18 protein-coding genes and 3 pseudogenes are annotated in these 25,159 nt (G+C 54.5%); 1 reads left to right on the plus strand and 20 read right to left on the minus strand.

Going from position 1 to position 25,159, the window contains the following annotated elements:
* Window positions 1-16 precede the first annotated feature (16 nt).
* From hemA to lonB, 10 genes and pseudogenes are all read right to left on the minus strand, one after another.
* Window positions 17-1,415: pseudogene (gene hemA, locus ABC395_RS19690) on the minus strand (glutamyl-tRNA reductase).
* A 145-nt stretch (window positions 1,416-1,560) separates the two neighbouring features.
* Window positions 1,561-2,094, minus strand: a complete 534-nt coding sequence (locus ABC395_RS19695) for a hypothetical protein (RefSeq protein WP_413005610.1) — start codon at window positions 2,092-2,094, stop codon at window positions 1,561-1,563.
* Window positions 2,095-2,238: 144 nt separating this feature from the next.
* Window positions 2,239-2,640: an adenosylmethionine decarboxylase gene (gene speD, locus ABC395_RS19700; RefSeq protein WP_016423520.1), complete on the minus strand. Its 402-nt coding sequence runs from the start codon at window positions 2,638-2,640 to the stop codon at window positions 2,239-2,241.
* A gap of 406 nt (window positions 2,641-3,046) precedes the next feature.
* On the minus strand, window positions 3,047-3,634 hold the full coding sequence (locus ABC395_RS19705; RefSeq protein ID WP_413005611.1) for a non-ribosomal peptide synthetase module: 588 nt from the start codon (window positions 3,632-3,634) through the stop codon (window positions 3,047-3,049).
* Window positions 3,635-3,950: 316 nt separating this feature from the next.
* On the minus strand, window positions 3,951-4,619 hold the full coding sequence (locus ABC395_RS19710; protein WP_413005612.1) for an SdpI family protein: 669 nt from the start codon (window positions 4,617-4,619) through the stop codon (window positions 3,951-3,953).
* Complete coding sequence (locus ABC395_RS19715; RefSeq protein WP_413005613.1) at window positions 4,616-4,894, minus strand: autorepressor SdpR family transcription factor; 279 nt, start codon at window positions 4,892-4,894, stop codon at window positions 4,616-4,618. Before ABC395_RS19715 ends, ABC395_RS19710 begins: the two co-directional genes overlap by 4 nt.
* Window positions 4,895-4,971: 77 nt before the next feature.
* The gene (locus ABC395_RS19720; protein WP_413005614.1) at window positions 4,972-5,664 is read right to left on the minus strand and encodes a hypothetical protein; all 693 of its coding nucleotides are present in this window, start codon (window positions 5,662-5,664) and stop codon (window positions 4,972-4,974) included.
* Window positions 5,665-5,910: 246 nt separating this feature from the next.
* A pseudogene (gene yihA, locus ABC395_RS19725) lies at window positions 5,911-6,553 on the minus strand (ribosome biogenesis GTP-binding protein YihA/YsxC).
* Window positions 6,554-6,622: 69 nt separating this feature from the next.
* Window positions 6,623-8,962 (minus strand): endopeptidase La, encoded by a 2,340-nt coding sequence (lon, locus tag ABC395_RS19730; protein WP_413005615.1) that lies wholly within the window; start codon window positions 8,960-8,962, stop codon window positions 6,623-6,625.
* 148 nt (window positions 8,963-9,110) lie between these two features.
* On the minus strand, window positions 9,111-10,835 hold the full coding sequence (gene lonB, locus ABC395_RS19735) for an ATP-dependent protease LonB (RefSeq protein ID WP_413006774.1): 1,725 nt from the start codon (window positions 10,833-10,835) through the stop codon (window positions 9,111-9,113).
* A gap of 167 nt (window positions 10,836-11,002) precedes the next feature.
* On the opposite strand from lonB, the gene ABC395_RS19740 reads away from it, so the two are divergent.
* Window positions 11,003-11,932 carry an N-acetylmuramoyl-L-alanine amidase gene (locus ABC395_RS19740; RefSeq protein ID WP_413005616.1) on the plus strand — a complete coding sequence of 310 codons (930 nt, stop codon included), beginning with the start codon at window positions 11,003-11,005 and terminating at the stop codon, window positions 11,930-11,932.
* A 333-nt stretch (window positions 11,933-12,265) separates the two neighbouring features.
* Here ABC395_RS19740 and ispG read toward each other — a convergent pair whose 3' ends face one another.
* The 10 genes and pseudogenes from ispG to ABC395_RS19790 all read right to left on the minus strand — a co-directional run bounded on the left by ispG (window position 12,266) and on the right by ABC395_RS19790 (window position 25,123).
* A complete protein-coding gene (ispG, locus tag ABC395_RS19745) occupies window positions 12,266-13,414 on the minus strand; it encodes a flavodoxin-dependent (E)-4-hydroxy-3-methylbut-2-enyl-diphosphate synthase (protein WP_009674222.1) in 1,149 nt (382 codons plus the stop codon).
* Window positions 13,415-13,561: 147 nt separating this feature from the next.
* Complete coding sequence (gene clpX / locus ABC395_RS19750; protein ID WP_103995728.1) at window positions 13,562-14,827, minus strand: ATP-dependent protease ATP-binding subunit ClpX; 1,266 nt, start codon at window positions 14,825-14,827, stop codon at window positions 13,562-13,564.
* A 12-nt stretch (window positions 14,828-14,839) separates the two neighbouring features.
* Window positions 14,840-15,433, minus strand: coding sequence for an ATP-dependent Clp endopeptidase proteolytic subunit ClpP (gene clpP, locus ABC395_RS19755; protein ID WP_009674201.1), 594 nt, complete (start codon window positions 15,431-15,433; stop codon window positions 14,840-14,842).
* 202 nt (window positions 15,434-15,635) lie between these two features.
* Window positions 15,636-17,004 (minus strand): annotated as a pseudogene (tig, locus tag ABC395_RS19760) (trigger factor).
* Window positions 17,005-17,158: 154 nt separating this feature from the next.
* Window positions 17,159-18,073, minus strand: a complete 915-nt coding sequence (locus tag ABC395_RS19765) for a hypothetical protein (protein WP_413005617.1) — start codon at window positions 18,071-18,073, stop codon at window positions 17,159-17,161.
* 288 nt (window positions 18,074-18,361) lie between these two features.
* Window positions 18,362-19,099, minus strand: a complete 738-nt coding sequence (locus tag ABC395_RS19770; RefSeq protein WP_413005618.1) for a PIG-L deacetylase family protein — start codon at window positions 19,097-19,099, stop codon at window positions 18,362-18,364.
* A 23-nt stretch (window positions 19,100-19,122) separates the two neighbouring features.
* Window positions 19,123-20,085, minus strand: a complete 963-nt coding sequence (locus ABC395_RS19775) for an N-acetylglucosamine kinase (protein WP_413005619.1) — start codon at window positions 20,083-20,085, stop codon at window positions 19,123-19,125.
* Window positions 20,082-21,593 (minus strand): argininosuccinate lyase, encoded by a 1,512-nt coding sequence (argH, locus tag ABC395_RS19780; RefSeq protein WP_413005620.1) that lies wholly within the window; start codon window positions 21,591-21,593, stop codon window positions 20,082-20,084. Before argH ends, ABC395_RS19775 begins: the two co-directional genes overlap by 4 nt.
* A gap of 61 nt (window positions 21,594-21,654) precedes the next feature.
* Window positions 21,655-22,401: a creatininase family protein gene (locus tag ABC395_RS19785; protein ID WP_413005621.1), complete on the minus strand. Its 747-nt coding sequence runs from the start codon at window positions 22,399-22,401 to the stop codon at window positions 21,655-21,657.
* Between the two features lie 196 nt (window positions 22,402-22,597).
* Window positions 22,598-25,123, minus strand: a complete 2,526-nt coding sequence (locus tag ABC395_RS19790) for an NEW3 domain-containing protein (RefSeq protein ID WP_413006775.1) — start codon at window positions 25,121-25,123, stop codon at window positions 22,598-22,600.
* Window positions 25,124-25,159: the final 36 nt, after the last annotated feature.

Here is a 25,159-nt window from a genome sequence, read left to right on the forward strand (position 1 = left end):
CTCGGAGAACCGGAAATCAGGAGCGTGCAAGCGCCGGCTGCATCGTAAATCCGCCGGTCAGCTCTTCTTTGGCATGCTTCTGGGCAGCCGTCTGGACCGCTTCCGCTCTGGCTTCTTCCAAAGCTTCGGCTTGTGCCTGCTCCGCCATAAGTTCCTCTAAAGCGAACATTTTCGTAAACATTTCAAGCGCTTCGTCGCCCTTCTTCTCCGCAGCCATTTCCTTAATGGCCAGAATCGGGTCCCTCAGCATCTGATTGACAATGCTTTTGGTCAATTTCCGGATCACTTTCATTTCACGCTCATCCAGATCCGGCAGCTTTTTAAACAAGCTTTCCATTGTTTCCTGATGCACCAAGTTTGCTTTGGCCTGGAGAGCGTGAATAACCGGGCTCACTCCGAGCGTCTTCGTCCACTGTTCGAAAGCCGCAATCTCGGCGCCGATCATTTCCTCGATTTTGACAGCTTCTTTCTTGCGTTCCTTGAGATGGCTGTCCACGATAGCCTCCAGATCGTCAATGTCGTATAAGAAAACGTCCGGAAGATCGCTGATGTCCGGATCAAGGTCGCGCGGAACCGCAATGTCCATCATGAACAACGGACGGGACTTCCGTTTGGGCAGCACGGACTGCAGACTGCTTCTTCGTCAGCACATAATCGCTCGATCCCGTGGACGAAATGACGATGTCCGCTTCGGCCAGCCGCTCGTAAAGCTGCGCCATCGGGTAAGCGTGGCCGTTGAACTTGCCCGCCAGCTCCAATGCCCGCTCATACGTGCGGTTCACGACGTCAACGCGTTCGGCGCCGCTCGCGTACAGGTGCTTCACCGTCAGCTCGCTCATCTTGCCCGCGCCCACGATCAAGATTTTTTTGCCCTCGTAGCTTCCGAAAATCCGTTTGCCCAGTTCCACGGCTGCATAGCTGACGGAAACCGGGTTTTCACCGATCGAAGTCTCCGAGTGAGCGCGTTTGGCCATCGTTACGGCCTGTTTAAACAACGTATTAAAAATCGTGCCCGTGGCGCCTAGACGCTGGGCCTCCAAAAACGCGTCCTTCACTTGCCCCAAAATCTGCGTTTCGCCGATAATCATCGAGTCAAGACCGCTTGCGACCCGGAACAAATGTTCAATGGCCCGGTCATGTTCATATATATACAGATGGTTATTGAATTCCGTCCGCGGAATCTCGAACCACTCTTCCATAAACTTGCGAATGTAGTGCCCGCAAATGTGTACACGATCGACCACGGCGTAGATTTCAGTACGGTTGCAAGTGGCCACGACAACACATTCCAGTATGCTTTTTGTCTGCCTCAGCTCCACGAGCGCCTGCGACAACTCTTCCTGTGTAAAAGTAAACTTCTCGCGGATCGCGACGGGAGCTGTCCGGTAATTTAATCCGACGACGACAATATGCATGGGGCACACCTACCTTTCTTTGCAGCTAACAATAATTATTATAACATAGCCGACGTTCCTGACCGACAAATATTTTGACTAAATTTTGAATGCTGCCGGCAGCCGCTATGCCTAGTGTGGTCTATGTTTCTTGTAGATATACCGATTATTGGAGGAGCTTTTTTTCAAGCAGTTCTCTCAGCGCTTCATCATTTTTCGACACGGCTTCACTTTGTGAACTTACGACACTCCCCGAGGAGGTCATAAGCTTGCTGTAAGCCTCGTAGAGCTGCGCGTAAAGCTTGGCGGATTCCTGGAGGACACCCTGTTCATCCGCTTTAAGAGCGCGTTCTCCGCCGATCTGCAGCCTCAGTATGTACTGCATCAGTTGAGGCAGGCTGCCCAGCGTATGCAGCTTCTCGCTTCCTTCGGCAAGAACGAGCCGCTCATGCGTATAACTGGCCGTGTACAGGGCCTGTTTAAGCGAATCCAGCTCCCGTGTATCGGCAGAACGTGCGGCGTCCTGCAGAAAACGGTTCAGCAGTTCGATCTGAAACAAAGAAACCTGGAACAAAAGACGCTCCGCGTCCGGCTTAGCCGGGCCTTTCGTCATATAGCCATACAAGCTGGTAAGCGGCCAAGCGATCAGCCCGGCTGCCAGCACAAACACGATGATCTTCGATTTGATCCGGCTTCGCACGGCACCTCTCTCCTTCCGGGCCATTAAGAAGACCCGTACCATTGTATGAGAGGCCTGACAAACAAATAACCACGGAATGCGGACTCCGTGGTTATCTTACTTATATAAACGCTTATCTTGTATACTGAAACAACGAACTCTAACTTACTTAGCCAATACGGCTTGCTTGATTTCCGGCGTTTCGACTTCAAACTCGCCCATTCCGCGAACCAGTTTCTTGGCATAGACCTTCTCAGGCTTAAGCAGCGAGATCATGTGGTCGATGGCCAATTGAGGATCTACCGTTTCACCGCAAGTGTAGCAATCCAGCGCGGCAAAACCTCTCTCAGGATACGTATGAATGGAAAGATGACTCTCAGACAGCAGTACTAGTACTGTGGCACCTTGTGGCTCAAATTGCTTGGACTGAACAGACATGACCGTTGCTCCACACGCTTCAGCTGCGTCTACCATTTGGGCTTGCAGCCACTCTGCATTGTTCAAAAGTTCAAAATCTACTCCCCAAGTATCTACAGCAACGTGTCTTCCGAAAGTTGAATATTCCATCTTCCGGTTCCCCCTTCCTAGGAATAAAATTGTTCTCGCATTTCATCCGCTAGGACCTACGTCATTCACTTCCCGAGGGAATAATCTCTCGCAACATTCAATGTCCTGAGTGAATCCTGGTTCCTATATTGTTTTCAACGAAATTAAAAATAACATCTATTGAACAGAAATGCAATAGTTTTTTTCATATTCGCAAAATTCATTTTCGAAAGCTTTCCCCCGCATTTCTGTCGTAATACACTATGTAGCGGCACCCCGCTTGGTGTCAGCGGAAGAGCATCGGCCGAATCCATTTTTTTCTTCACGGAAAAAATAAAAAAAGAGCCTGTGGACAGGCTCTCCGCTTCTGTATATAGAGCTTAACTTGCACGTAAAATAGTAGGCCTACTGCCGGGCTTGTGCCGGTCTACGCTTCGAGTACGAACAAACGGCGGGTCAGCATGGTGAGCCGATCGTCGATGTCGCGCTTGAGCGATGGGCAGGGAACTTCATTGCGCATATCCAGCAGATGGTTGATCTGATCCTGGATCATGCCGATTTCGCGTTCGATCTCCGTCCGTCGGAACAGGTTCTCCAACTGGCCGAGCGTATCGTGATACTCATAGACAACGTTCGTATGCTGTCCTTTAATCTCGACGATTTTGACGACTTTGCCGTTCTCGTAGGTGTACATCATCACAAACGTAGCGTATATCCGCTTAACGATGGCCGAACCTTTGAATTCCGCTATCGCCTTACGCATAAGATTAGTCAAACGCAGACTCGTTACACGGCAGGATCCCGAGCTAATATACTGCTTACCGACGCGTTCAAACGAAAGAACGATCTCTTCTCCCGCTTCTTCCTGAAAGACAAACTCCTGGTTTCCGTTCTCGATGACTTTGACCTGAGCCGTGATTTGCTGATCGGCAAACATTTGGACAAATTTGGACATTTCGGCTTCCGTTAATTGCAGGCGGGTTTTGACATATTCAGTCGCTAACCTCTGTGCCATGGAAATCCCTCAATTCTATTTTTTCAACGCCTTTGATCTTGCCTACTTCATATTATACTACATCAAGACTTAATATTCCTGCGTGCGATGCATGAAAATCCGGCGAAAACAGGAAAAAACGCTCTCCTGCCTGAAAAAATTGGCTATCAGCACCGTTTAGTCTCCAATTGCCTTGAAAACTCATCGCTTTCCACATAGACTTCCCAAAATAGTCTTCCATACGGCTGTTTACCCGTTTATGCTTCCGATTAAACAAAAAAAGCGCGGAGTGCGCGCTTTTCGCTTTTAAGGCCGTTATCGACCGCCGGTCAGGAATTTAATTTTTCAACTGCTTGTATTTAAGGTAGGAATACAAGGTCGGAGCGAGTACGCTCAGCAAAATAACGACCAGACCGAACCAGACGGGAACGAACGCCGGAAACAGCGAGACTCCGATAAATACGATTCCCGCCAGCATCCAGACGGGACCCGCCATCCGGTGGGTCCGGCGCCATACCTCCTCGTCAGCCAGCGTCCAGGGAGTCCGGATCCCGAACGTATAGTTGGGGCGCGCGCGTCCCATATAGTTGCCGACTACCATCCAAAGAGCGCCGACGGCGAGGGGAACCCAGAAGTTGACGGGCACGTCGTACCCGAGATTGGTAAGCAGGGTCATGAAGAAAATACCGCTTAATAAAACCGTGATTAAAATCCGGAAAAGATCGTAAAAGCCTTGGAATTTCTCGTAGTTCGTACGTTTCGGATCCAGGGAAGGCGACCACTTCATCAGTAGAGGAAGTCCTAGGCTAAGGAGGGATATCAGAATCAGGAATGCCCCTTTGCTCTGGTATCCGTTGGCTTCACCACCCGTTCCGAAGTGGACCGCCATCCGTTCGGGTAACTGGTCGTAGACCCCTATGGCATAGAGAATGGGCGCGGCGGCAATGATTAGCAGCAGAGTGTCTTTCCACGTCCATCTCGGCGTTTTACGAATATCGTTGGTCATTGTTGATTTCCTCCTTCGTCTTTATGCGTAAAATCCATCAACCATCCCAGCGCATCCTGGATAACGGTCGTGTTCAGCGAGTAGATAATGCTTTGGCCCTTGCGTTCGTCGAGCACCAGCTTAGCCTGCTTCATGACGCTCAGGTGATGGGAGATACTCGGTTTGGACATTTGAAAATGGTCGGCGATTTCGCCCGCGGATAAATCCGTCTCCTTCAGAAGCTTCAGGATTTGTCTCCGCGTCGGATCCGACAGGGCTTTAAAGGTATCGTTCACCACCCTCACCTCCTCATGAAAACTTGTTTGAACAGCAGGATGGAAAAAAGGAATCGGGGCGTGCGGCAGCTTCCGGGTTAGGAGTACAGCTGCCAGCCGATCGCAAGTACCGTCGTGCCGACGAAAGCGGCGATGGCTTCGGCCTGGGGCAGCGATTTTTTGGCGGCTGCCGTTACGGCCAGATTCAGCAGGGAATGAACCGGGATCAGAATGACCACCGACCAGGGGTAGCGGGCTATGCACAAGGCGGCGCCGATGTGGAAAGCGCTGGCGAAAACCCGCTCGATGAGTCCCCATGCCGGATGGGCCCCGTACGTCCCCTGCGCCTCCAGCATAGCTTTGGCCTGCATCGCTTTCTCATCCGTGCGCCTGGAAAGGGAGATGACCGCGAAAAGAGTTATGAGCGTGTACACAATCTCGATAGCGGCCCAGCCGATGCCTATCGAAGCCGCGGAGCCGATCGTCATACCGGCGGCAAGCAACGTAAACAGGCGGACAAGTTCCTCCAGCGGTCCGGAAGACGACACGAGCAGCAGGCGCCCTTTAGCTGCGGGCATCCGGGATGCAAGAAGATTTACCGGCCCTCTCAAAACGAGAGCCGCAATCCAGCCGGCTGCGCCCAGCAGGACAAGTTTTACGGTTACAGCCACGCCCTGATAGTCGAAAAACGCCCAGAAGGCAAGCGGTATCAGGAGATAAAGCGGAGACATGAGCTGGGACAAGCGAATGTGGTGATTCTGGAGTTGTTTGGAATCGGCAGGCTGATTCATGGTCGGCTGCACATCCTTATCGTTCTTAATTAGATATTTAGATAAATGTCTAAATAAAGAATACAACGATTTCCACTTCCCGTCAAGAGACCGCTTCGCCCTTCTTATTGCGGCTATGCAAGGCTTCTGACGCGCGGCGCTTGGAATTCCATGGCGACCATCCCTCCCCCAGCGGACAGCAAAAAACCGTCTCCGTAAGAGACGGTTTACGCCTTGCAGCCGCAGCCTAACGAGAGACCGCCGGTATTATTGCTCCGAAGAAGCCGATTCCGGCAAAGCTTCGCTATCCGGCTCCTGTTGTCCCCAGCCGATGGCGGACTCCAGGATCTCCCACAGCTCGTCCTTCCCCATTCCCGTTTCCGACGAGAATATGATAAAAGGACCGGAACGGTCAAACTCCAGATCGTCCTTGATAATCTTGGCATGCTTCTGCCATTTGCCCTTGGGCACCTTGTCCGCTTTGGTCGCAACGACAATAACCGGCACGTCCATATGTTTCAGCCAGGCATACATGGCCTGATCGTCCTTGGACGGCGGGTGACGCAGATCGACCAGTCTGCATGACCGCTTTCAGCGGTTCCCGCTTCAGCAGGTAATTTTCGATAAACTTGCCCCATTCGGCACGTTTCGTTTTGGAAACTTTGGCATAGCCGTAACCGGGAAGATCGACGAAATATAAGTCATCATTAATGCGGTAATAATTGAGGGTTTGCGTTTTGCCCGGCTGGGAGCTTGTCCTGGCCAGATTTTTACGGGAAATCATGCGGTTGATGAGCGAAGACTTACCCACGTTGGAACGCCCTGCCAAAGCAATCTCCGGCAAGGCATCCTCAGGGTATTGTCCCGGTCCCACCGCACTGATAATAAATTCAGCCTGGTTGACCTTCATGTTTCACACTCTTTTCATCGATATGCGCCGGTCTTCCGCTTTGAGGAAGACGGGTAGATCTCCGGCGGCTTATGCCTTCAGATCCACTTCCTTGACGAGCGCGTGTTCCAGTACCTGGTCCATATGAGAGACCGGAATAAACGTAAGATCGTTACGGACGCTTTCGGGAATATCCCGGATGTCTTTCTCGTTGTCCTTCGGCAGGATGATGGTGCGGATTCCCGCGCGATGCGCGGCAAGCGCCTTCTCCTTCAGTCCGCCGATCGGGAGGACGCGGCCGCGCAGCGTAATCTCCCCGGTCATCGCCACTTGGCTGGACACGGGAATGTTCGTCAGCGCGGAAATGAGCGCCGTTCCCATCGTAATCCCCGCCGACGGTCCGTCTTTGGGAATCGCGCCTTCCGGAATATGAATATGGATATCATTCTTCTCATGGAAATCCGGCGCGATTTTGAGCTGCTCCGCTCTCGAGCGGGTGTAACTGAACGCCGCCTGGGCGGATTCCTTCATCACGTCGCCGAGCTTGCCCGTCAGCGTCAGCTTGCCGCTGCCCGGCATAACCGTGACTTCGATGACCAGCGTATCGCCGCCCACTTCCGTCCAGGCAAGACCCGTCACCGCGCCGATCTGGTCCTGTTCTTCCGCCATATTATAGCGGAATTTAGGCGGACCGAGGTCCTCTTTGACGGTGTCGACCGTGACCTCGACCGTCCGGCCGGGTTCGGAGACGATTTTCTTGGCGGCCTTGCGGCAGATCGCGGCAAGCTGCTGCTCCAGGTTGCGGACGCCTGCTTCGCGGGTGTACTCGCGGATCACCTGGAGCAGAGCATCGCGGTTCATCACCATCTGGCCGTCTTCGAGCCCGTGATCGCGTTTCTGCTTCGGCAGCAGGTAGCTGTCCGCGATTTCAAGCTTCTCGATTTCCGTGTAGCCCGGAAGGTACAGGACTTCCATCCGGTCGAGCAGAGGCCGCGGAATGTTGTGCAGCGCGTTGGCCGTCGTAATGAACATCACGTTAGAAAGATCGAACGGCACTTCGATGAAGTGGTCGCTGAACGTGTTGTTCTGTTCCGGATCGAGCACTTCAAGAAGCGCGGCAGCCGGATCTCCACGGAAATCCATCGCCATTTTGTCGATTTCATCAAGCAGGAACACCGGGTTCACACTGCCGGCCGTCTTCATGGCCTGGATAATCCGTCCCGGCATAGCCCCGACATACGTGCGGCGGTGGCCGCGGATTTCGGCCTCGTCACGGACCCCGCCCAGCGAAATACGGACGAATTCACGGTTCATCGATTTCGCGATCGAACGCGCGATGGACGTTTTACCTACTCCCGGAGGACCCGACAGGCAGAGGATAGGCCCTTTCAGCTTTTTGACGAGCTTCTGGACCGCCAAATATTCCAGCACGCGTTCTTTCGGTTTTTCCAGTCCGTAATGATCGGCGTTCAAAATTTCTTCCGCCTTATGAATATCAAGATCGTCTTCCGTCTTCTTCGTCCACGGGAGAGCGAGCAGCCAGTCGATATAATTGCGGATAACGCTTCCTTCGGCCGACGTGGAAGGCATTTTCTCGAGACGGTCGATTTCCTTCTCGATTTTTTCCTGGACGTTCTCCGGCACTTCCGAAGCGGCAAGCTGGCTGCGGAGTTCTTCGATCTCTCCGGCCCGGCCTTCTTTATCTCCGAGTTCCTTCTGAATCGCCTTCATCTGCTCGCGCAGGTAGTATTCCTTCTGCGTCTTCTCCATCTGCTTCTTCACGCGCTGGCTGATTTTGCGTTCCAGTTCAAGCACTTCGCGTTCGTTATTCAAAATACTAAGCAGTTTCTCCAGACGGCTTCGCACGTCCACCGTTTCGAGAATGTCCTGCTTGTCTTTGATTTTGAGGGAAAGATGGCTGCAGATGACATCGGCAAGTCGCCCCGGCTCGTCAATGTCGGATACCGCCGCCAACGTTTCCGGCGTTACTTTCTTGGACAGCGTAATATAGTGCTCGAACTGATTGAGCACCGTACGCATCAGCGCGTCGATCTCGGCATCGTTCACTTCTTCTTCGGGAAGCTCTTTCGCGTTGACCTCATAAAACTCGTCGTTGGCGACATACTCCGCGATTTCCGCACGAACGACTCCTTCTACAAGCACGCGAATCGTACCGTTCGGAAGCTTGAGCATTTGACGTACTTTCGATATGGTCCCCACCCGGTAAATATCTTCCTTGGCGGGTTCTTCTATATTCACTTCGGCCTGGGAACAGAGCAGGATCATACTGTCTTCGATCATTGCTTTTTCCAAGGCTTTGACCGACTTTTCCCGGCCTACGTCCAGATGCAGTACCATGCTCGGATATACGAGCAGTCCCCTGAGAGGCAATAACGGCAGGCGGCGTATCCGCGTTTTATTAGGCCCCATGTTCCGACACCTCCACTTTTTTACTGGTGGGCTAATGCTGTAGATAACATTTTAACAAAATTGTCTGCAAAACACCAATTGGGCACAAAACGGCCCCCGGAAAGGAATTTCTCCCTGCCGAAAGCCGCTTCTGCCCGGAGACGGAATATTACGATTTGGCGGATTCCGATCCGTCGGTCGGTCCCGCGTGCAGGAACGGCATCGTGCCCGTCATCATCTGCTCTCCCGCCGCAGGCATCGGAATGACATTGCCGCCGATCTGCAGGCCCAGGGCAAGCGAAAGTACCTCTTCGACCGACTCTACCGCGACCACCTCGACACCCGGCAGATCCGCGAAGAGCTCCTGCCAGTTCTCCTTCGGAATGAGCACGCGCGTCGCCCCCGCCTGGAAGGCGGCTTCTACCTTGGCGACCACGCCGCCCACCGGCTTCACTTTCCCGTGTATGCTCATCTCGCCGGTCATGGCGAGCTTGTTATCCACGGGAATCTGGTGAAGGGCCGAAGCGATCGCCGTGGCCATGGCGATTCCCGCCGACGGTCCGTCGATGGGCGTACCGCCGGGGAAGTTGATGTGCAGGTCGTAGTCGGATGTGCGCAGGCCCATCCGTTTCAATACCGTCAGCACATTTTCCACGGAGCCGCGGGCCATGCTTTTGCGGCGAAGCGTCCGGGCACCGCCGCCCATCTCTTCCTCGTCGACGACGCCGGTGATGTTAAACGAACCGCTTCCCGGACGGGCGGCGGGGATCGCGATAACTTCCAGCTCCAATAGCGTGCCCAAATTCGGACCGTATACCGCAAGCCCGTTAACAAAACCGATCTGCGGATCCGAAGGGATTTTGCGCTCCGGTCTGGGCTGGATCTGGGAGCTGTTGACGACCCACTCGATATCGGCCGCCGTCACCTCTTCGCGTTTGTCCGTCAAAGCGAGTCCGGCCGCGAGCTGAATCACATTGACCGCTTCGCGGCCGTTTGTGGCATAGCGTTTGACGACGTCAACAGCGGATTCATTCGCCGGAAATCCGATTTTGGCCAGCGCGTTGGCCGCGATTTCGCCGATTTCCTCCGGAAGGAGCGGACGAAAGAAGATTTCCATACAGCGGGAACGGATAGCCGGAGGAATTTCATTCGGCGTGCGCGTCGTTGCCCCGACAAGACGAAAATCCGCAGGCAGCCCGTTTTGAAAAATATCATGGATAAAGTTCGGAATGTTGTTGTCTTCCGAATTGTAATAGGCGCTCTCCAGGAAAACTTTACGGTCTTCCAGCACCTTGAGCAATTTATTCATCTGGATCGGATGGAGTTCCCCGATTTCGTCAATGAATAAGATACCGCCATGAGCCTTCGTAACGGCACCCGGCTTCGGCTGCGGAATTCCGGCAACGCCCATCGCGCCCGCGCCTTGGTAAATCGGGTCGTGAACGGAGCCGATCAGCGGATCGGCAATCCCCCGCTCGTCGAAACGGGCGGTAGTCGCGTCGATTTCGGTAAATTTCGCTTCATTACGGAACGGCGATTGCGGATTTTTCTTCGCTTCTTCCAGAACGACCCGGGCCGCCGCCGTCTTCCCCACGCCCGGAGGGCCGTAGATCAGCACATGCTGGGGATTCGGACCGCACAGAGCGGCTTTTAACGCTTTAAGCCCTTCTTTTTGGCCGACGATATCCTGCATGCTGGATGGTCTTGTTTTTTCCGCCAGAGGCTTGGTCAACGAAACGGACCGCAGTTTTCTCAGCTTCTCCAGCTCTTTCTTCGACTCTCTATCGATGGCAGACCGGTTGGTCTGCTGGTTGCGCAGCAAATTCCAGAAGTACATCCCGATGACAACGGCAAAAAACACCTGAATCAACATTAAAATCATGCTAAAGCTCATATCCATTTTATCTTCAGTCCTTTCCGGTCCGGTCTCATACATGGCAGTATTCCCCTCCTGTGACGGAATAATCATGCCGTGCAAATGTTTTCTCCCCCAATAGTGAATGAGAGGACCGGCGGCGTAGAAAGCTACCCGTATACTTATTTCCGGAAAGGATGGACCGGATGTTTACCAAGCGTTTACTGACGGGCACTTGTCTGGCCGCCTGCATAACCGGCCTTTCTTTGCTTTCCGCGGCTTGCGGAACGCAAAACCGGTTGGCCGAAACTAATCCTCATACCGGTAATCCCGCAGCACAGGCATCCAGGCTTGCAGCCGATGCCGGAAAATCGCTTGCTGCGGGGAAAGCTCATGCGGAACCGGTGCCTCACATTGAGGCACACCCCGCGCCGGCGCCTGACACAGAATTTTCCACGGTTCCGCAGCCAAAAGACGCTTCCAGAACCAACAGCCATATAAATCCGCCGGATGTGCTGATTGATGTCGGGCACGGCGGCATTGACGGCGGGGCCGTTCACGGCAGCCTGCTCGAAAAAGACATCAACCTGGCTGTCGCCAAACAGACTTATCAACTGCTGACGAAGGCGGGATACCGGGTCGTTTTGAACCGCGACAAAGATTACGCTCTGAGCGACGACAACAAATGGCTCAATAACCGCAGCCGGCACATCCGGGACCTTGCCCAGCGGATGCAGATGGCCAACGACCTGAAACCGAAGCTGCTCATTTCGCTTCATGTGAATTCTTCTTTCGTCCGGTCCAAAAAAGGGCCGTATGTGCTGCATCAAAACAATGCGGGTTCACTTTTTCTCGCCACCCAGATTCAGGAGCGCTTAAATGTCCTTTCCGGAACCCGGCATCTTCCTATCCACGGGAAAACGTATTATCTGCTTAAGAGAGCGCAGAGCCCCGCGGTTATCGTGGAGATCGGATTTATCACAAATGCGGAGGACCGGACACGGATGACCAGCGATGAAGGTCAGCAAAAAATCGCCGCAGCGATCCGGGATGCCGTTGCCGCTTATATCGCGCATGGAGATTTAGGACCAGGACCCGACGGAAAAACAGGCAGCGCTCCATCACCGGTAAAATAACGGACAGCGTCTCACTTGCCAAGAGATCGGGCTATAGGGCTAGAGCCGGCCAAAGGATTTCGGCAAATTGCCGGGGATAACCTCCAGTGAACGATGATTCAAACTCCCGGTATACGATAAGAGGGTTAGATTCTCACACAAGGTAACGATGACAGTTAAGATTGCGTTGCCGGCATACAATAACTTTTAGAAGAAGCACCAGTTAGAGCTAATGTCAGTTCAAGCTTCAACAAAAAAAGTCACGATCCCAGGGATCGTGACTTTGCTTTTTTAACGCTTATAAAGTTCTTACCAGTTGCAGGCACTCCAGCTAGGCCGGAGAGTTCTTCAGCATTAGGAATGCTGAGCTTGAGCCTGCTTCTGAGCGAGCTCGATACGTTCTTGATGCTGGCGGCGTCCCGGAATTTCACCCGTACGGTTGAATTCATGGACAATGATGTCGATTTCCTTCTTCAGTTCGTTCAGAAGCTCGGCCTCCGGTACCTTACGGACCATTTCCCCGTAACGGAAAAGCAAGCCCTCGCCTCTCGCTCCGGCGATTCCGATATCGGCTTCGCGGGCTTCGCCCGGTCCGTTCACGGCACAGCCGAGTACGGAAACTTTAATCGGCACCTTAAGGTTGGCAATGTAAGCCTCGACTTCATTCGCGATGGAAAAGAGGTCGATGTCCAGACGTCCGCAGGTCGGACACGAAATCAGCGTCGCCGCATTGGTGATGAGGCCGAATGTTTTCAGCAGCTCGCGGGCGACTTTCACTTCCTCGACCGGGTCCGCGCTGAGCGAAATCCGCATCGTGGAGCCGATGCCCATGCTAAGCAGCGCGCCCAAACCCGCAGCGCTCTTCACCGTGCCGGAGAACAGCGTTCCGGCTTCGGTAATACCGAGGTGAAGCGGATAATTAAATGCCTGTGCAGCCTGGGTATACGCGGCGATAGCCATAGGCACATCGGACGCCTTCAGGGATACGATGATGTCGTGGAAATCGAGCTCTTCCAAAATGCCGATGTGGAACAAGGCGCTCTCCACCATCGCTTCGGGCGTCGGGTACCCGTATTTCTCCAAGAGGTGGTTTTCCAAAGAACCGGCGTTTACGCCGATACGGATCGGAATTCCCCGCTCTTTACAAGCTTTCACAACGGCTTCGACTTTCGAGCGGCGGCCGATGTTACCCGGGTTGATCCGGACTTTATCGATGCCGTTCTCAATGGCAGCCAATGCAAGACGATGATCGAAATGGATATCCGATACAAGCGGAATGTTAATCTGCTTCTTGATTTCCTTGACGGCGTCCGCCGCTTCCATATTGTTGACGGTCACACGGACGAGCTGGCAGCCGGCTTCTTCCAGACGGTGGATTTCGGCTACCGTCGCTTTGACGTCCGCCGTTTTCGTCGTACACATACTTTGAATGATAACCTCATCGCTGCCGCCGATCGTTAAATCTCCGACACGAACCGGTCTCGTATCTTTTCTGTGAAACATACGTGTCTTCTCTCCCATGAACCAAACATCCTCCGCGCCGCATCGGCAGAAGCCGCACCGGCCTCAAATGATGAAGCGGGCAGCCAAAGCCGGGCAGCTTGGAGGCTGTCGGTTACTCTATAGTATGAGCTCCGGTCTCAACCGAGATCAGGCGCTTTCTTCTTTCTTCTTGTTGACATCTTGGCCTTCCTGAGAGGAAAGGATAGGAGTCAGTTTGTCCTGAACCGTGTCTTTCGTAACGGTGCAGTTCGTTACATCCGTGCGGGACGGCACGTCGAACATCACATCAAGCATAATGCTCTCAATGATGGCACGAAGACCGCGGGCACCGGTGTTGCGCTTAATGGCTTCTTTGGCGATAGCATCCAGTGATTCCGCATCGAATTCAAGCTTGACGTTATCCATGTCCAGCATCTTCTGATACTGCTTCACGAGCGCATTCTTCGGTTCGGTAAGAATACGAACGAGCGCGGCTTCATCCAACGGTTCCAGAGTGGAAACAACCGGCAGACGTCCTACGAACTCGGGAATCAAACCGAATTTCAGCAGATCTTCAGGCAGTACCATGGACAAGTATTCGCCCGGTTTCAAATCGGTTTTCAGTCCGTCGGAGCTGAAACCGATGACTTTCTTCCCGATTCTGCGCTTGATGATTTGCTCCAGGCCGTCAAAAGCGCCGCCGCAGATGAACAGGATGTTCGTCGTATCGATCTGGATAAATTCCTGATGCGGATGCTTGCGTCCGCCTTGCGGCGGTACGGAAGCGACCGTACCTTCCAGAATTTTCAGAAGGGCCTGCTGCACGCCTTCGCCGGACACGTCGCGTGTAATCGACGGGTTCTCGGATTTGCGGGCAACTTTATCGATTTCATCGATATAGATGATGCCGCGCTCGGCTTTCTCCACATCGTAATCGGCCGCTTGGATCAGCTTCAAGAGAATGTTTTCGACGTCCTCGCCCACGTAGCCGGCTTCCGTAAGGGAAGTCGCATCCGCGATGGCGAAAGGAACGTTGAGAATTTTGGCAAGCGTCTGGGCGAGAAGGGTCTTCCCGCTTCCCGTAGGACCGACTAGAATGATGTTACTCTTCTGCAGTTCCACTTCTTCCAGCTTGCTTTGGGAGTTAATCCGCTTATAGTGATTGTAAACGGCAACGGAGAGCGATTTCTTCGCCTGATCCTGGCCGATTACATATTGATCGAGAATGCCGCAAATGTCTTTCGGCTTCGGAATGTCTTTAAGATCCAGCTCTTCCTCGTGTCCGAGTTCTTCTTCCACGATTTCCGTGCACAATTCGATGCACTCATCGCAAATGTAAACGCCGGGACCCGCAACGAGTTTACGGACTTGATCTTGGGACTTTCCGCAGAAAGAACATTTCAACTGACCTTTTTCATCGTTGAATTTAAACATTGGATCACTCCTTTAAGATTTCAGGTCGCTTCGAGTGATGACTTCGTCGATCAAACCGTACGCCTTCGCATCTTCCGCGCTCATGAAGTTATCGCGGTCTGTATCGCGATCTATTTTATCATACGGCTGGCCGGTATGCTTCACATAGATATTATTCAGCTTCTGCTTCGTTTTAATGATCCAGTCGGCGTGGATTTTGATATCCGACGCCTGCCCCCGGACACCGCCCAGCGGCTGATGAATCATAACCTCGCTGTTCGGCAAGGCAAAACGTTTGCCGGGTGCACCGGCCGTCAGAAGCAGAGAACCCATGCTCGCTGCCATGCCCACGCAAATCGTCGACACGTCCGGTTTGATATGCTGCATCGTATCGTAAATTCCGAGTCCGGCCGTTACCGAGCCACCCGGAGAATTAATGTATACGTGAATGTCTTTCTCTGCGTCCTGGGACTGTAAAAACAGCAGTTGGGCAATGACAAGGTTAGCCACATCATCATCAATCGCGCTGCCGATAAAGATAATACGGTCTTTGAGCAGGCGAGAATAGATGTCGTAGGAACGCTCACCACGGGCTTCTTGCTCCACAACCATAGGGATAAGACTCATTGGACCAACTCCTTTGCGGGTACTTACTTTTCATTTTACCATGTTTAAAAGGTAAAGTCATTTTTAGGATAAATCCCGCCAAAAATCGTTTCCGCGGCTGTTTTCGGGTAAAACAAAGGCACGCTTTGGATTACGTGCCTTTGTATGTGTCCTATTATACAGCTTTTGTCGGGATCGTGCAGTGCCTGGGAAGGCGAAGCGATTACTCGGCCGCTTCTTCTTCTTTAGCTTCCTCTTTCGCTGCTTTTTTAGCTTTCGTTTCTTTCTTAGCCGGCTTTTCCTTCTCTTCCGTGCTGTTGGCCAGCAGGAAGTCTACGGTTTTGCGAACAGCCAGATCCTGCTTGATGCCTTCCAGGCTGCCGTTAGCTTCGAAGATCGAACGAAGCTCTTCAACGGATTTCTGGTACTGCTCGGCAAGACGCTCCAGCTCGGCGTTCACGTCTTCGTCCGTCGCTTCGATTTTCTCCGCGACCGCGATCGCTTCGAGAACCAGGTTGTTGCGGACGCGTTTTTCGGCGTCTTCTCTCATCTGAGATTTCAGCACGTCCACGTTCTGGCCGGAGAATTGGAAGTACAGGTCCAGCGTCATGCCCTGCATGCGCAGACGTCTTTCGAATTCACTTACCATCTGGTCGAGTTCGGTTTCGATCATGGAAGCCGGGATTTCAACGTTTGCGTTAGCTGCGGCCTTCTCGACCACGGAAGTCTCACGCTGAGCTTCTGCCTCCTGCTTCTTCTTCTCTTCCAGGTTCTTCGCGATGTCCTGCTTGTACTCTTCGAGCGTGTCGAATTCACTTACGTCTTTAGCGAACTCGTCGTCGAGCACAGGAAGGTTTTTGCGCTTGATGTCATGCAGCTTCACTTTGAAAGTAGCCGCTTGACCTTTAAGCTGCTCGGAGTGGTATTCTTCCGGGAATGTCACTTCGATGTCCTTCTCTTCGTCCTTGGTCATGCCGACGATTTGCTCTTCGAAACCAGGGATGAAGCTGTTGGAGCCCAGCTCAAGGGAATACTTCTCCGCTTTGCCGCCTTCAAACGCTTCGCCGTTCACGAATCCTTCGAAGTCGATGATCGTGATGTCGCCGTTAGCCGCCGCGCCTTCTTCTACCACGACAAGCTCAGCGTGTCTTTGCTGCAGGCGTTCCAGCTCTTCGTCGATTTCTTTCGGAGTTACCGCGCTGTCAGTCTGCAGGAATCGCGATGCCTTTGTAGTCGCCGAGTTCCACTTCCGGCTTCACGGCTACTTTCGCTTTGAACTTCAGGGCTTGGCCTTTGCCGAATTGTTCAACGTCCACTTCAGGACGGTCAACAGGCTCGATGCCCGTTTCTTGAACGGCCTGCATGTAAGCTTCCGGCAGAATGATGTCCAGTGCATCCTGGTACAGGCTTTCGATGCCGAAACGCTTTTCAAAGATGGACCGCGGTACTTTACCTTTGCGGAATCCCGGAACGTTTACTTTGGCTACGACTTTCTTAAAAGCTCTGTCGAGAGCGTCGGCAACTTGCTCCGCTTCCACTTCGATATCAAGAACTGCAGTGTTCTTCTCTATTTTTTCCCAGCTTGCTTTCATTTTATGCTTTCCCCTCCAAAAATGTACCCTGACAAGTATTTTTTCACGTTCTGACCTCGTAAATAAGCTTATAAGCCTTTTAGTGGCCATTATAACCATTCTAGTATACCACAAAACCTTGCTTTTTCAAGCGACTGACTGGAATGCCTTTATTTTACCCGCCCGTGTACAAAGCCTGGATAAAAGATTGCAGACAAGCGTACGCTTCGCCCCACGGCTGCAGCATGGAAGCGGTGATTCCGTACTGCTCCCGCAGGTGCTCCCTGTCCGCGCTTCCGAACATAGATTCGTGAAGAACGGTATGCAGGGCGCTTGCCCATACGTCCACCTCTTCTTCCCGGCAGTTGCTCATGGACGTGTACAACTCCGTGCCGTACACCGTCTTGAGAAATTCCAGCCAGGTCTGCTCGGCAAAAAAACCGAAGTCCGGCTGCTCCGACTCGCTGATCTGCTGAACCCGGTACACCATTTCGCGGATCCGCTCCGGAAAATCTTCGAGCTTCAGCGGCGTATCCTCGGTGCGGAGCACGATTTTGTCCTGCGCGCGGGCAAGCACGACCGGCCCTTTGCCTCCCCGCTGCTTCAGCATCTGCAAGGCTCTGAACTGGACGAAAGGATGGCTCCGGGCCGTATGGAGCCACTCTTTTACAAACTCGTCGATCCGGTCGTCCTCCGCAAAAGCAAGCTGCTCCAGGGCGATCATCTGCCGCTCCATATCCGTACCGTCTTCGAGCATGTCCAGCAGGCGCCCGACATACTGCCGGCCTTCCGCGGATTTTCCGGCCACGGACTGGCGCTTGAGATCTTCCTCGGTAATCTCCTCCTCTTCTCCGCCCTCCTTCATGATGGCGTCGTCGTACAGAGTTTCCGGGAACATCGTTTCCAGCCACTGCAGGAGTGCTCTCCACTGGGCTTGTTTCTCGGCGTCCTCCCTGGCGAACTGCAGCAGGTAACGAAGCAGGCGGACCGCTTCTTCATAGCGTTCCTGCTCCAGCAGCTCGGTCATCTGCTTCTCGTAGGAAGCGGCCGTTTTCGGAAATAAAACTACATTGTCGTAGGAATGAGTCAAAGGTTCCACCTCAAAGCCGGACTCGTCCCGGCTGATTTTGAAAATTCTCTCGCAGACGCTCCTGCAAAAAGATCATCCATAAAGTGTACCGGATTACCGGGAGGAAATCAAAAGAGCGGGATTGTATGCCCTTGTATCCCCCTCAGGTTAAAGATCCGGCGGGGGCGAGGCGCGTCCGCACGTCTTTCCGAAGAAAACGGCTGCAAAACGCCCGGACCGAAAAAAAAGCCAGCCTCCCGCCGAAAGGAAGCTGACCCCGTTTGTTAAGCCGTTTAGCAAGTAAGAAAATCAGACCAGTTCCACGACCGGAATTTCTCCGGCGCATTTGTTTAACCCGGCGGGCCGGCCGCCTCTCCGCACAAGCGTAAAGTATTCATAGCGCCCGATAACCGAATAATCGCCGTGCATGACGCCCGGGTAAGCCCGGTCTACGGAATAAACCTGGCTTTTATGCGCCTGGAGCGCTTCCCCCTTGCGGCTGCGGAATTCCGATATGTTCACGCGTGAAGTGATGGGGCAGCATTCGGACGGCCCGCAGTCTCCGCAGTGATCATAATAATTCGGAATCGACGCGTAATAAAGGTCGGGCGCGGCCCCTCCGTCCGCCGCCATATGTTCAACCGCCCGCAGCACCGCCCTAGAAATGGCGATATGGTCGGGATGCCCCGTAACTCCGTCCGGGGGAAACGTGACGACGAGATGAGGCTGCAGGGCCTGAATCGTTGCGGCTACCCGGGCGGCCAGCAGATCTTCGCGGACCTCGGCAAGGCCTCCGTCCGGGTAACGGTAGAAGTGAACCTGCTCCACGCCGAGAACGCCCGCCGCCCGGCGGAGCTCCCCTTCCCGGTACAGCGCGATCTCTTCCCTGCAGGTAAACGTATACTCCCCTGTTTTGCCTTTGCAGCCCGACGTGGCGCAGGCCAGATGGACAGCATGTCCACGCTCCGCATATTTGGCGATCGTGCCTCCGCAGGCAAACGATTCGTCGTCCGGATGCGCAAAAACAAAGAGCAGCGTTTTCCTCATAACGTCCCCCACCCTCCTCCGGTTTACGGCAGTAGGCTGAGCCCCTGGGCAATTACCCCGTAAATCGGTTCTTTTTTTATTTCTTCCAGATTACATGAAGGGGCGAATTCGCGCAATTTTTTCGTTAAACGGCTTCGCACAAATTCATTATTCTGGAGAACCCCGCCCTGGAGTATTAAAGTGAAGGAAGAGTCTTTCATTCCAAGCTTGTCGATAACGGCCCGCCCCCCGTAAAAAAGCTCATCCGCCGCAGCTTCAAGGATACGCAGGGAAGCCGCGTCCTCCTCCCGCGCGGAATCGCTGACGAGAAGCGACAGCTCCGCAACGGTGTCTACCCGGTAGTCCGCCGAGTAGACCCAGTTGTAAAGCTCCTCCTCCGAGCGGAGGTCAAGATAGGGAAGCACTCTGCGTGCGAGGCTTGTCGGCCCCTGTCTGCCGTCCAGACTTTGCAGAATGGCCGTAAGTGCCTGCTTGCCAATCCAATACGCGCTTCCCTCGTCTCCGACCCTGTAGCCCCAGCCGCCCGCGCGTGCGCTGCATCCCTGCGCGTTGACGCCGTAGACGATGGAGCCGGTGCCCGCAATGAGAAGGACGCCCGGCTTGCCGTCCGTCGCTCCGAGCAGCGCGGCAAGCCCGTCGTTCTCGACGACGATGCGGTCCGCCCGAATCTCCGCCCTGGCAAGGGCTTCGCGGACGAGCGCCTCAATGATCTGCCGGTCATAGCCGGTATCCAGTCCGGCCATTCCGAAGACGGCGCATTCGACGCTCAGCGTTTCGTCCGGGCCGGAAGGCTCCGGCAGATCCTCCCTGGCGATCCGCATGGCCCGCACCAGCTCATCCGCGGCCGCTTCCGTGCCTGTCGTCTGATAATTGCAGGAACCTCCCCGGCCGGTTCCCTCTATTTTTCCCCGCTTATCGGTAAAAACAGCCAGGCACTTGGTTCCACCGCCGTCTATGGCAAGCAGCGGAATTTTGCGCCCCTTCATTGGCCGGAGCTCCATCCTTCAAGCGCGGCATCCAGATGCGACAGCGCCTCTTCCGTTCTGCTCTGCGAGTCCCGGAGCCAGTCTTCCTGGGTTTGCTGGCGGCTGCGGCGGTCTGCGATCGTGCGGCGGATTTCGTCCGGGGCAGGGCCTCCGGGCAGGGTGCGGATGTAAACGAAATGGACCGGGTCCAGCGAGCTGCGGAACGCTTCCTCCGTAATCGACAAGTCGCGGCCGATCACCTGGCGGGCAATCCCGTTGACCATCTCCAGCGAGATTTCGTTGGCCGCCATCCCTTCGGCTACCGCTCGTTTCACGACGCCGCTCACGATGTGGTGAGCTTTGCGGAAAGACAGATTGTCGGTCCGCACCAGCGTATCGGCAAGCTCGGTCACCGTCGCGAAGCTTCCTTCCGTCCGCTTGCGAAGCACTTCCTTGTCCACATGAATCGTGCCGATGACGCAGGACAGGAGGCGGTACATCTGATCGAGGACGGCCAAGGCTTTCCACGCGTAAGGCTGCATGTCGTCTTCGGTATCGACGATGTCGCCGAAAGGCGTGTTGTGCATCATCGTCAGAACGGTCTGGGTGTTCCCCACACAGCTCGAAAGAAGCGAGCGCATGTGTTCGAACGAGACCGGATTCCGTTTCTGCGGCATGATCGACGAGATCTGCACGTATGGGTCCGCAACGCGCAGGGCGCCGAATTCCTGTGTGCACCACAGCAGGAAGTCCTGGGAGGAACGGCCGAGGTTAATGGCCGCCAGCTGCACGGCTGTCGCAATCTCTCCGACATAATCGGCACCGCCGATGGCGTCGTAGGAGTTGTAAATCAGCTCGTCGAAGCCGAGCAGCTCCTGCATTCTCTCCCGGGAAATATTGAATCCCGAGGTAGTCAACGCGGCCGAGCCCATGCTGCTGCGGTTGCAGTTGGCGTAGGCGGCCTGCAGGCGGCGCACATCCCGGTCGAGCGAATCCGCCACCGCCATGATGTAGTGAGCGAGCGTTGTCGGCTGCGCCTGCTGGGTATGCGTATAGCCGATCATGATCGTTTCGGCATGCTCCTCGGCGAAGGCGAGCAGCTGGCTTTTCAGGGCAAGCGCTCCCCGGATCGTGGTCTGGAGCTTCTCCCGGAGAACGATCCGGTAAATCGAGATGCCCATATCGTTGCGGCTGCGGGCCAGATGGAGATTGCCGGCGATGTCTCCCGCCGCTTCCAGCAGGTCGCTTTCCACCTGGAAGAACAGGTCTTCGAACTGTCCCGTATACTCCGCCCGGCGAAGTCCTTCCAGATCCAGCCCGCGGATCGCCTTCGCGATTTGCGCCGCTTCCTCTGGGGTAACGAGCCCCTGGTCCTTGAGCATAATCAGGTGTGCTTTGTTAATCGCCATCATGGGGCCGAGAAGGCTTGCTTTCGCTTCGTTGAATGCGGGTTTAAGCACCGCTTCCGTATAAGTCAGTCCCGGGAAAGCTGCCCCTTCTTCCTGTAAAATCTGTTCGCGGTTTCTCATGCGGTCCATTCCTCCTAATGGTACTTTTTATATGTTTATGACCGGCAGACCGTGTGCGGTTTCAGGGAGCGCGGCGGCCGAGCCAGTTCGCGATAAGGGCGTTCATGTTGGCCGTAACCTCGCCTACAATCCAGTCGCCCGCCTGAAGAGAAATCTGCCGGATGTGTCCCGTGTAGCCCTCCCAGCCTTCCGGCGTGCCTTCCACCAATGCGTAAGGCATCGGGGAAAGCGGGGGAGGCGGGGTCAGTTCCGCGTCTTCTTCCGAAACATGAACCAGGTCGGGACGGAACGCTTTGACGGCGGACATTTCGTAAGGCCCGCCATGTCCTCTTCCTGTCGTCCCTTGAAAAAATCCGAGCTTTTCCGGAGCGTCAGCGGCAGCCAGCTGCCACCAGTTGATCAGGAGAAAGCTTGCATCCTTCCAGCGGGAAGTCACTTCCTCGGCTACCGTCCTGGAGACTCCGATATTGCCGTCGTGGGCGTTGAGCAGCACGATTTTTCTCAGGCCCGAACGGCAGATGCCTTGCAGCACATCGCTCAAATACCGGTGAAACACGGCCGGATCGATGGAGATGGTACCGGGATAATCACCTGTTTTGCCCGGACATGCCGTGTAAGGAACGGCCGGGTATACAAGCGGTTTTAACCCCGGGTCAATAAGGGAGGCGAAGCCTTGAGCCAGAAAAAAATCCGTCCCCAGCGGAGAATGCGGACCGTGGTATTCGAAACTGCCCAGCGGAACGACCGCAAAAGCCGCACTCCCGAAAGCGGCCTCGGCATGCCTTCCGTGAATATCTAGCGCCTGCATCTTATCCCCTCCGGTTTCTTTGGGTTGTCACTGCTCTATTGATCAAGCCGACCGCGATAGAACGGAGGATCGGAAGATCCCCCGCTGCGGTCTTTCTTCATTAAATAATGACGGGCCCCGAAAGGCTGAAATCTTTTTTCATTCAAAAGAAGTACGGATAAAAGAACGGTACAAGTTCAAATCATGCTTGCCTTTTTTACTGCTTCAGGCTGATCATGTTCACGAACATCCGGATGGAGCCCGGAACAAGACTAGGCATTTCACGGTACCACACAAGCGAGCTGTACGTGTACGTTCCTTTGCCGTAATCGGCGGACAGGAAAGTGCCCGTAAATTCTTTTTCACCCGGATCGCCGTTGGAAATCAGCTCGGTGTACTCCTTGCCCCACTCAGCCGGATTGTAGGCCGAACGGTCCTGAATCCAGTTCTGCCAGTCGGCGTCCGTAATTTTGTTCGGCGTATTGAAAATCTTGTGATCCGGTGCCAGCATGGTGACCTTCGAATTCTCGTCGGTTACCCTCCACTGAATGAGCGGCTGGCCGATTTTGATCGGGTACGGAGCGAGGTCCGGCGTCCATTTGTCTTCCGGTTTATGGTACTGAACGACCAGGTTGCCGCCGTTTTTCGCATAATCCAGCAGTCGCTGGTTGCTCGGAATCAGTTCCGGACGGAACGCGTAAGCGCGAATGCCGAGCACGATCGTATCGTACTGGGACAGATCCCCGAACTGGATCGCTTTCGCGTCCAGGTTCGTCACGTTAACGCCAACCTGGCGCAGAACGGCGTCGATATTGTCAAAGCCGCTGGAAACATAGCCGACTTTAAGATCTTTCGGCAAGTTAAGATCAAAAGCTTGAATCGTCAGAGTGGCCGGTTTCACGTAATAGGTCGTGCCGATATGCGGGTACGAAATGACCTGCACCGTCCGGCTTGTGTCGGTCTGGCCTTCTTTGGCCACGGCGGAAATGTCCACCTTGCCCGGTTTCACGCCCTTCGGCGCTTTCACGGTAAACTCGACGGCTTTCGTTTCGTTCTTCGCCGCAAAGCTCACGTCTTGGGAAGCGGGCTCGATCGTCCAGCCTTCCGGAGCTTTCAGCGTCACGGTCGTTTTGGAAGCTCCCGGCGCGTAATTGCGGGCGGTAACTTTCACCGGTACCGCTTCGTCCGGCTTAAGCGTATTGAACACGGCCGCTTCCGGGCTGAGGGTCAGGGAAGTTGCCGGAAGAACGGCAACCGCGTTGTCCGGTACCGCGTGGACATCTGCCTGCGTACCGTAGGCTGTGTATGTAACATCAGCGCTGATAAGCGGCAGGGCGTACGGGTTGAAATCGGCGGCTTTCGCCGGAACGGTTACATCGAACTCGGTTTTGACCGTCTGGTTGTAGCCCAGTTTCTTGAACTCGGCGGAACCCGCCGGCTTGGCCGTCCAGCCTTCGGGAACGTTCAGCTTCATCGCGATGTCCGAGACATCCACGCCGCCGCCGCTGTGTGCGGTAACCGCTACCTTGGCCGTTTGTCCGGCTACAAGCTCACCCGATACGGGCTTCACTTTAACGGTCAAAGAGGCCGCTTCCATGCTCGCTTTGTTCAGCTGATCGGTTTTTACCTGAAGTCTGTGAAGGAGATCTGTTTTAACAGAAGTTTCTAAAGTGGATTTTTCCACGTTTTGAATCGCTGACTTTACGTCCGCTTTCATCTCGTGAACCTCGCGCGCGACGCTCGCGAATTTCGGATAAGCGGCTATCACTTCATTGGCATCCTGCTGCAGGGTTTTCAGATCTTTGACGATCTTGTTGTCCTTGCCTTTGGTGTCCAGTTCTTTGGCAAGATCCTCGAACGTGAAGGAAATGCCGTCGAAGAGCGAGCTGCTTTTCGAAACGGCCGCCTTGTCGTTCCCCGCCGTCCCTGCAAGCTTGTAATAAGAATTGCCGGGCCCTTCGTCTACGTGACGGCCCATGCCTTGGCTTTTGTGCATAAAACGCGACTCTTCACCCAACTGGGAGTAGGAGGCTCCGTAAATCTCGTTATAATCTCCGACCGGAAGCGCAACATCGTAATCTTTGTCGGTGGCCGGGAGATACAGCTTCTTCGGCTGCCATACGGCAAGGCCTTCTTTAAGCTGCTCCGGGAAAATGGCCGGATTGCCGGCGTCTTTGAACGCCCGCACCGTCAGCACGTTGATGGCCCGGTGATGACCGTGCGTGGACGCTTCGTTAAGGAAAGCGGGAATCAGCACATCCGGCCGCTTCTGGCGGATTTGCCGGATCAGGCGCTCGTAGGCGACGGACTCGCCCCATTTCTCCAGCGTTTCGTCCGGGCTTTTGGAAAAGCCGAAGTCGTAGATGGGATCGTCGAGCTTCACGCTAAGGTTAGCCAGCGTAATGTTCGTGATCTTGGAAGCTTCCTGCAGTTCCCGGGTCCGGATAATGCCGAGGGCATTTCCGAGCTCGCTGCCGATTTCATTCTGTCCGCCTTCTCCGCGGTTGGCGATGACACTGGAGGTGTCGACCCCTTGACCGAGAGATACATACGCGAGTGTAGCACTGTGCTCATCGTCGGGGTGAGCCCCCGTATTCATGGCACTGGCGATTGTGGTGAGCGGCTTGATCGATTTCCAGAGATCGACAACCCCTCTGTCGGCCGAGGCTGTCTGCGGCGCCGCCGGTAAGGCGACGGTTCCGACAACCGTCAGCGAGACGGCGGCTGCCACCCACTTTTTCATCCATCTGTTTGCACTTGCTTGACTCAATCGCTTCTC

It is taken from the genome of Paenibacillus canaveralius (assembly GCF_047238265.1).
In the GTDB taxonomy this organism is placed as follows: domain Bacteria; phylum Bacillota; class Bacilli; order Paenibacillales; family NBRC-103111; genus Paenibacillus_F.

Excerpts from the sequence above, each read along its gene's own strand:
- speD (WP_016423520.1), bottom strand. The coding sequence starts at position 2,640 with ATGGAATATTCAACTTTCGGAAGACACGTTGCTGTAGATACTTGGGGA.
- ABC395_RS19705 (WP_413005611.1), bottom strand. The coding sequence starts at position 3,634 with ATGGCACAGAGGTTAGCGACTGAATATGTCAAAACCCGCCTGCAATTA.
- ABC395_RS19710 (WP_413005612.1), bottom strand. The coding sequence starts at position 4,619 with ATGACCAACGATATTCGTAAAACGCCGAGATGGACGTGGAAAGACACT.
- ABC395_RS19720 (WP_413005614.1), bottom strand. The coding sequence starts at position 5,664 with ATGAATCAGCCTGCCGATTCCAAACAACTCCAGAATCACCACATTCGC.
- lon (WP_413005615.1), bottom strand. The coding sequence starts at position 8,962 with ATGGGGCCTAATAAAACGCGGATACGCCGCCTGCCGTTATTGCCTCTC.
- lonB (WP_413006774.1), bottom strand. The coding sequence starts at position 10,835 with ATGAGCTTTAGCATGATTTTAATGTTGATTCAGGTGTTTTTTGCCGTT.
- ABC395_RS19740 (WP_413005616.1), top strand. The coding sequence starts at position 11,003 with ATGTTTACCAAGCGTTTACTGACGGGCACTTGTCTGGCCGCCTGCATA.
- ispG (WP_009674222.1), bottom strand. The coding sequence starts at position 13,414 with ATGTTTCACAGAAAAGATACGAGACCGGTTCGTGTCGGAGATTTAACG.
- clpX (WP_103995728.1), bottom strand. The coding sequence starts at position 14,827 with ATGTTTAAATTCAACGATGAAAAAGGTCAGTTGAAATGTTCTTTCTGC.
- clpP (WP_009674201.1), bottom strand. The coding sequence starts at position 15,433 with ATGAGTCTTATCCCTATGGTTGTGGAGCAAGAAGCCCGTGGTGAGCGT.
- ABC395_RS19770 (WP_413005618.1), bottom strand. The coding sequence starts at position 19,099 with ATGAGGAAAACGCTGCTCTTTGTTTTTGCGCATCCGGACGACGAATCG.
- ABC395_RS19775 (WP_413005619.1), bottom strand. The coding sequence starts at position 20,085 with ATGAAGGGGCGCAAAATTCCGCTGCTTGCCATAGACGGCGGTGGAACC.
- argH (WP_413005620.1), bottom strand. The coding sequence starts at position 21,593 with ATGAGAAACCGCGAACAGATTTTACAGGAAGAAGGGGCAGCTTTCCCG.
- ABC395_RS19785 (WP_413005621.1), bottom strand. The coding sequence starts at position 22,401 with ATGCAGGCGCTAGATATTCACGGAAGGCATGCCGAGGCCGCTTTCGGG.
- ABC395_RS19790 (WP_413006775.1), bottom strand. The coding sequence starts at position 25,123 with ATGAAAAAGTGGGTGGCAGCCGCCGTCTCGCTGACGGTTGTCGGAACC.